The sequence below is a fragment of the Streptomyces murinus genome (assembly GCF_002154555.1).
Taxonomy (GTDB): Bacteria; Actinomycetota; Actinomycetes; order Streptomycetales; family Streptomycetaceae; genus Streptomyces; species Streptomyces murinus.
This window is the reverse complement of record NZ_MUNF01000311.1, coordinates 21352-27875: the sequence shown is the minus strand read 5'-3', so window position 1 is coordinate 27875 and position 6524 is coordinate 21352. Positions and strand designations below refer to the sequence as shown.

At 70.8% G+C, this 6524-nt stretch carries 6 protein-coding genes and 2 pseudogenes; 6 read left to right on the top strand and 2 right to left on the bottom strand.

Annotated elements, in window-relative coordinates; translation table 11 throughout:
• The 3 genes and pseudogenes from CCN72_RS19355 to CCN72_RS40640 all read left to right on the top strand — a co-directional run.
• Positions 1–1135: GTP-binding protein (locus tag CCN72_RS19355; RefSeq protein ID WP_086808603.1), on the top strand; the 1135-nt coding region annotated here is incomplete at its 5' end.
• A 64-nt stretch (positions 1136–1199) separates the two neighbouring features.
• Positions 1200–1562 (top strand): annotated as a pseudogene (locus tag CCN72_RS19350) (GNAT family N-acetyltransferase); the annotation flags it as partial.
• 13 nt (positions 1563–1575) lie between these two features.
• Positions 1576–1770, top strand: a pseudogene (locus CCN72_RS40640) (antibiotic biosynthesis monooxygenase); the annotation flags it as partial.
• Positions 1771–1986: 216 nt separating this feature from the next.
• Here CCN72_RS40640 and CCN72_RS19340 read toward each other — a convergent pair.
• Entirely contained in the window at positions 1987–2856 is an 870-nt protein-coding gene (locus CCN72_RS19340; protein WP_086808602.1) for an NAD(P)H-binding protein, read from the bottom strand.
• A 386-nt stretch (positions 2857–3242) separates the two neighbouring features.
• Between CCN72_RS19340 and CCN72_RS19335 the strand changes: the two genes are divergently transcribed.
• The 3 genes from CCN72_RS19335 to CCN72_RS19325 all read left to right on the top strand — a co-directional run bounded on the left by CCN72_RS19335 (position 3243) and on the right by CCN72_RS19325 (position 5556).
• Positions 3243–3446 (top strand): cold-shock protein, encoded by a 204-nt coding sequence (locus tag CCN72_RS19335; protein ID WP_030648194.1) that lies wholly within the window; start codon positions 3243–3245, stop codon positions 3444–3446.
• Positions 3447–3625: 179 nt separating this feature from the next.
• Positions 3626–5116: a DEAD/DEAH box helicase gene (locus tag CCN72_RS19330; protein WP_208638042.1), complete on the top strand. Its 1491-nt coding sequence runs from the start codon at positions 3626–3628 to the stop codon at positions 5114–5116.
• A 92-nt stretch (positions 5117–5208) separates the two neighbouring features.
• On the top strand, positions 5209–5556 hold the full coding sequence (locus CCN72_RS19325; protein ID WP_086808601.1) for a hypothetical protein: 348 nt from the start codon (positions 5209–5211) through the stop codon (positions 5554–5556).
• Between the two features lie 296 nt (positions 5557–5852).
• Here CCN72_RS19325 and CCN72_RS19320 read toward each other — a convergent pair whose 3' ends face one another.
• Positions 5853–6227 (bottom strand): hypothetical protein, encoded by a 375-nt coding sequence (locus tag CCN72_RS19320; RefSeq protein WP_085567811.1) that lies wholly within the window; start codon positions 6225–6227, stop codon positions 5853–5855.
• Positions 6228–6524 lie beyond the last annotated feature (297 nt).

Below are 6524 nucleotides of genomic sequence, written 5' to 3'. Positions count from 1 at the left end.
CGGCGCGGGCAAGACCACCCTGCTCAACCATCTGCTGGCGAACCGCGAGGGACTGCGGGTCGCCGTGATCGTCAACGACATGAGCGAGATCAACATCGATGCCGCGCTGGTGCGCGGGGGCGAGGCCGCGCTCTCCCGTACGGAGGAGCGGCTGGTCGAGATGACCAACGGCTGCATCTGCTGCACGCTCCGGGACGATCTCCTCGAAGAGGTGGAACGCCTCGCCCTGGAGGGCCGGTTCGACTACCTCTTGATCGAGTCGAGCGGCATCTCCGAACCCATGCCGGTGGCCGCCACCTTCTCCTTCGCACGCGACGACGGAGCGACGCTCGACGACCTCACCCGGCTCGACACCATGGTCACCGTGGTGGACGCGGCGGGCTTCCTCGGCGAACTGAGCGCGGGCGACGACCTCGCCGCCCGCGGCCTCGCGCCGTACGAGGACGACGAGCGCACCGTGAGCGATCTGCTCGTCGACCAGGTCGAGTTCGCCGATGTGATCGTCCTGAACAAGCTCGATCTCGTCGACGACGCGTCGGCCGATCGCCTGCGCGGCATCCTGGCCCGGCTCAATCCGGGCGCACGGCTGCTGGACGCCGTACGCGGACGGGTACCCGCCCGCGAGGTGCTCGGGACCGGCCGCTACGACGTCGAACGAGCACAGCTGTCCCCGGGCTGGGTACGGGAGCTCAACGGTGACCACGTCCCCGAGACGGAGGAGTACGGCATCTCGTCCACCCTGTTCCGTGCCGAGCGGCCCTTCCATCCGGGCCGGCTCTGGGAGTTGGTCACCGAGCGGCTCGACAGCGGCGAGTTCGGCAGGGTGCTGCGCAGCAAGGGCTTCTTCACGCTGGCCGGACGCGCCGGGGTGACGGGGCTGTGGTCCCAGGCGGGCGGCGTCGCCCGCTTCGAGCCGGCCGGCACCGACGACGCGGAGCTGCCCCAACAGCACGCCCAGGAACTGGTGTTCATCGGCACGGAACTGGATCCGACCGCGCTGCGCACCGCCTTGGAGGGCTGCCTCCTGGACGGTGAGTGGACCGGCGGCGCGGACCCCTTCCCCTTCTGGGACATCCAGGGAGCCCATGACACCTGCGCCCATGACCAGGACGGCGCGGTGACGCTGCCCGTGTGAGGGCTCCGGGCCGGGTGGTGGTCGCGGCCACGACACCATCCGGCCTGGTGCTGCGGGGGCGTGCGGTGGCGTCGCCGCGACAGCGGTACGGGACGGGGAGCTGCTCGGCTTCGCCACGGCCTGGACCACCCCCGCTTACTTCCCCGACGACCGCTGTCACGCGCAGGCCGCCGCCGGGCTGGGCCCCGACCGCACCTCCGACTGGCTGGTCGGCGCACGCGAGTTGGACGAACTCACCGTCCGCCACCCCGCCCGGGGCACCGGCCTCGCGGCCCGCCTCCTGGAGACGGTCACTGCGGACGCCCCGGGGGGGGGCCGCTGCCGGCTGGTGACCTCCCCGCGGTCGGTCCGGGCCATGTCCTTCTACCGCCACCACGGTTGGACGCAGGCCACGCACCCCTCCCCCGCCGGCCGGGGCGTCGTCGTCAAGGAGAAGCACGATGACGACCGTCACCGCGACCATCGGCACGACCCGCCCCGTGGCCACACTCCTCAACGTCTTCACCGTCGCCCCGGACCGCCAGGACGAACTCATCGCCCTGCTCGCCCGCGCCACCGAGGAGACGATGAAGCACCAACCCGGCTTCAGCTGCGCCGACTTCCACGCCTCCGAGGACGGGGAGCGCGTCATCAACTACGCCCAGTGGGATTCCGAGGACCACTACCGGGCGATGCTCGCCCACCCCGAGGCGCGCGTCCGCATGGACCAGGCGGCGAAGTTCGCGACCGACGTCCAGCCACGACTGTTCCAGGTCCGCTCGACGCACGGCACGGGTCGGCTTCGCTCGCACCAGCAGCCGTGCGCGCTGCGCAGCGGAGTAGGTGACGACCACCGGGCGGCCCCCCGTCCGTCAGATCAGAGGCCGGAGGACGTCGTAGGCCCAGGACGCCAGGGTGGTGGGGGTGGTGGTGCGGACGGTGCGGGGTTGTTCCGGTACGAAGCCGTCCCGCAGGCCGGTCGACATGCCGATGACCGCTTCGACCAGGCCGTCGGTCATGCCGGACGCGCGCAGCAGGTGCCGCATCACGTCGTCGCCCACGCGTTCGACCCGTAGAGGGCGGCCGACGGCGGCGGACACGATCTCCGCGGCCCGGCGCCAGGTGAGATCGGCGGGGCCGTGGACCGCCTGGACATGGCGGCCGGACCAGTGGGTCGTCAGCAGGCGCCCCACGGCGACCTCGGCGATGTCGCGCGGCGCGACCCAGGCGAGCGGCTGGTCCAGCGGAAGGATCACCGGGATCGTGCCGGCCCGGATGGCATCGAGGAGGGACTCCAGATTGCTGAAGAAGTAGCCGCAGCGCAGGTGGGTGACCGTGGCGCCGAGCGCGTCCAGGGCGGTCTCGGTGCCGGCGAGGCCGTCGATCTCACCGGCTCCGTGGCGCAGTTCGGCGCCGACGCTGCTCTGGAAGACGGTCCGCCCGATGCCGTTGGCGCGTACGGCGCTCACCACGCTCGCCGTGGCCTGCGCGTAGTCGCCGAGCGGGTCCGCGCCCGTGGTCGGGGGGTCGACCCAGAAGAGGGCGTCGACCCCGGCGGTGGCCGCGACGACCGCCTCCGGGTCCCGCTGGTCGACCGCGACGGCATCGACCTCGTGACGCACCCCGGGATCGAGCCGGCCGGGGTCACGGGCGAGGACCAACGGCCGAAGCCCGGCCCTGATCAGCAGGGCGACGACGTGACGTCCGACGTTCCCGTTGGGCGTGGTGACCGCGATACGCATGGCCTGGTGTCCCTTCGATCGTGGAGGCCGACAACGCGACACTAGGAGCCGGACCGGACACCTGTTGTCCCCTTTCGGTGAGGGGTCCAGGCGAGGTGAGCGGCGTGTCTGCCGCCCTGTGCGGCGCATCTTGATGGGCCGCACGCGCCTCCCCCGCGGAAAATATCTGTGGTGACGACATAAGAAATCGCCGCAGCGCACGGCAACTATTCCTGCGATCAGAGTCGGCACGGAATTATGGGTCCAGCAGGACGGGCATCGACGTGCTATTGTCGTCATCAGTTGCAGGTGTGGTTGCCAGAAGGTTTTTCCGACGGCTGATCATCACGGCGACACGGACTACGCACAGGGCGTATTCCTGACACCGTCTCCGAAGGGGAAACAAAATGGCTACCGGTACCGTGAAGTGGTTCAACGCGGAAAAGGGCTTCGGCTTCATCGAGCAGGACGGCGGCGGCCCCGACGTCTTCGCCCACTACTCGAACATCGCCACCCAGGGCTTCCGCGAGCTTCTGGAAGGCCAGAAGGTCTCGTTCGACATCGCTCAGGGCCAGAAGGGCCCGACGGCCGAGAACATCGTTCCCGCCTGACGCAGCGACGCTGACGCATACTTCGTAGCTGGGGCCCGCACCTTGGGGTGCGGGCCCCAGCTCGTTTATTTTCAGGGTTATTCGAACCCGCTGTTTTCGGCCCGTATTCGCGATTCTCTGCGCCGCTCATTCCGCTGCGGAAATTCCTTGATACGCGCCCGCATCGAGGAAGGTTCCGCATGAACCCCACGCGCCCCAATCGCACACGCACCACTCGCACATACGACCGCTTCGGAGGAAGCTCCGCCGCAGACCGTTCCCGCGTTCCGCGCCGCTCCACCGGTCACGGAAAACGGCAGCCGGTGCGCGGAGAGTTCGCGCTGCCGAAGACGGACACGCCCGCGCTGCCCGCTGTCGAGTCGTTCGCCGATCTCGAAATGCCGGCGCCGCTGCTGGCCACGCTCGGCCACGAGGGGGTGACCGTGCCGTTTCCGATCCAGGCGGCGACCCTGCCGAACTCCCTGGCCGGCCGCGACGTACTCGGTCGCGGGCGCACCGGATCGGGCAAGACCCTGGCCTTCGGCCTCGCGCTACTGGCCCGTACGGCGGGCCGGCGCGCCGAGTCCCGCCGGCCGCTGGCCCTGGTCCTCGTCCCCACCCGTGAACTGGCCCAGCAGGTAACCGACGCGCTCGCGCCCTACGCCCGTTCCGTGCGGCTGCGGATCGCCACCGTCGTCGGCGGCATGTCCATCGGCAGGCAGGCCGGTGCCCTGCGCGGTGGCGCGGAGGTGGTGGTCGCGACACCCGGCCGCCTCAGGGACCTCATCGACAGGGGCGACTGCCGGCTCGACGACGTCGGCATCACGGTTCTCGACGAGGCCGACCAGATGACCGACATGGGCTTCATGCCCCAGGTCACCGCCCTGCTCGACCTGGTGCGCCCGGAGGGCCAGCGCATGCTGTTCTCGGCCACCCTGGACCGCAACGTCGACCTGCTGGTCCGCCGCTATCTCACCGACCCGGTGGTCCACTCCGTCGACCCGTCGGCCGGTGCCGTCACCACGATGGAACACCACGTCCTGCACGTGCACGACGCCGACAAGCACCGCACGACCACCGAGATCGCGGCCCGGGACGGCCGGGTCATCATGTTCCTGGACACCAAGCACGCCGTGGACCGGCTGACCAAGCACCTGCTGGACAGCGGTGTCCGCGCCGCTGCCCTGCACGGCGGCAGGTCGCAGCCGCAACGCACCCGGACCCTGGCGCAGTTCAAGGACGGGCACGTCACCGTCCTGGTGGCCACCAATGTCGCGGCCCGCGGTATCCACGTCGACAACCTCGACCTCGTCGTCAACGTGGACCCGCCCACCGACCACAAGGACTACCTGCACCGCGGCGGCCGCACGGCACGCGCCGGCGAGACCGGCAGCGTCGTCACCCTGGTGACCCCCTCCCAGCGCCGCGGCGTCACCCGGCTGATGGCATCGGCCGGCATCACCCCGTGCGTCACCCCCGTCCGCTCCGGCGAGGCGGAGCTGAGCCGCATCACGGGCGCGCAGGCACCCTCCGGTGTCCCGGTGGTCATCACCGCGCCGGTCGTGGAGCGCCCGCGTCGTACGGCTTCCACGTCCCGGGACCGCCGGCGCCGCACCGGCCAGGGCCGGCCCGTGGGCGCGCAGGCGCGCCGCAGGGCTCGGCCGGAGCCCGGCAACAACTCGGCCGCCTAGACCGGCCCCGGTCCCGGGCAGCACCGCGGCCCGCGGCCTCCGGACAAGCGCACCGCCGTCGAAGCGACCAGCCCCGACCGAAGGAGAAGCCCTTGACGCCCGCACGGACGCAGTACCGCGGTCCGCACCCCGCCCCCGTCGTCGTACTCGACGACAGCGAAGGACACGGCCCCCGGGTGTGCGACGACATGACCGTCGAGGTGGCTCTGGCCGTCATGGCGGGTGCCCGGGTCGCATACCTAACGGTGTGTGACGGGGACGACGAGAGCACGGGCTCGGTCACCCAGGTCCGGCTGGCCGTCCTCCGTGACAGCCCCATGTACACGGACCGCATGCGTCTGCGGGACGTCCTCACCGGGGCGCTGCCCTCGCCCGGCGCCCGCGCCGGCCGTGTCGGTGAGCACAACCGGCTTCCCGCCGTACTCCCCTTCTCGCGCTGATCCGGCTCGCCAGGGGCCGCCCCTCACCCTCCCGCGACGTCCCTGGAAGGCATCACGCGCCGTGTCGTCGCCCGGTGTCCGTCCGAGCGGACCAAGGGCGGGGTGCCGGCTTCGGCGAAGGGCGGCGGGCCCGAGCACGTCACGGGTGAGTCCGTGGCCTTCGGCGACCGTCCCGAGACCGGCACAAGCCGCCCTGAGCCCGTGGGGGCCCTGTCGACACGCGTCGGCAGGGCCCCCACCGCCATGTCACCGTCCGCTCGGGAAACGCCCGCCGGAAGAGGAAACCGGGCGGCGCCTCACTGGTCGAAGTAGCTGAGATCGCCCACGGTCCACGCGCTGACGTCCTTGATCGCGACCCGGTACATGCCGCCCGTCTCCGGGATCCCGAGGCTGCCTTGCAGGATCCGGGCGAGATGGAAGTGCAGATGCGTCGGCATCTCGCCGCGGCCGGGCCGGTATCCCCGCGGGCCGCGGGCGAAGACGTCGGAGAACAGGCCAAGGCGGTCCGAGTCCTTCAGGACTTCCGCCACCCGCTCCCTCCATACCGCCTCGGGGGCCAACCGGCCGGTGATGACGGCGCCGCCGACGACCACGGTCAGCGACATCTGATTGCTTCGCTCGGACTCCACCGCGGCGGAGATGGCGACGAGCAGCTCATCAGGGTTCGACATGACAGCAGAGTTTATGCGCCCACGCGTCGAGCTCGTCCACCCCCCTGGCGCCGAACCGCCCGCGGAGCGTGCAACAGCCGCGCACGGAGGGACCCGCGGCTCCCGGCCGAGACGTCCCGAGCCGATGGCAGGAAGGTTCTTCTTCTGCCTGAAGGGTGAAATCTACAGTTGCCAGTAGACATTTTTTCTCCGGCGTGGGTAGGCTTCAGCACGTAGAGGTGGAGCCGCCCACAGCGGCACCGGCTCGCACAGTGGTTGCTTCGCGAGGAAAAGGGAGGAGCAGACGCCATCAGGATC